At 44.4% G+C, this 496-nt stretch carries 1 protein-coding gene; it reads left to right on the top strand.

Annotated features, from left to right (window positions below):
* The coding region (locus CAN34_RS13765) for an NAD-dependent epimerase/dehydratase family protein (RefSeq protein ID WP_121509239.1) at positions 1-496 on the top strand (496 nt) is incomplete at both ends.

Here is a 496-nt window from a genome sequence, read left to right as displayed (position 1 = left end):
AAAGTTACCGATTGATGAGGGCTCGAAGCGATCCTGTACCAATCCTTATGGGCAAAGAAAACTGGTCGTTGAGCATATTTTAGAAGACCTAGCCGTATCTGACAGTGATTGGAACCTAATCACACTTAGATATTTTAATCCAGTTGGTGCGCATTCATCAGGTCAGATTGGTGAAGATCCAAACGATATTCCTAATAATTTGATGCCTTATATTTCGCAAGTAGCCGTTGGTAAGCTGTCTCAGCTGAATATTTTTGGTAATGACTATGCAACAATTGATGGCACTGGTGTCCGTGATTTTATTCATGTCACTGATCTAGCCCAAGGCCACGTCGCCGCGCTTAACTATCTAGAGCAACCAAACTCAGCTTTAGGCTTCTTACCTATCAATCTTGGTACGGGTACGGGCACCTCGGTATTAGAGTTGGTGACGGCTTTCTCCGAAGTGTCAGGGCAAAAAATTCCTTACCAGTTCGCTGATCGTCGTGCGGGTGAT

Source organism: Psychrobacter sp. DAB_AL32B (genome assembly GCF_002224105.1).
Classification (GTDB): Bacteria; Pseudomonadota; Gammaproteobacteria; order Pseudomonadales; family Moraxellaceae; genus Psychrobacter.
The sequence above is the reverse complement of the archived record's forward strand: the minus strand, read 5'-3'. Positions and strand labels throughout refer to the sequence as shown.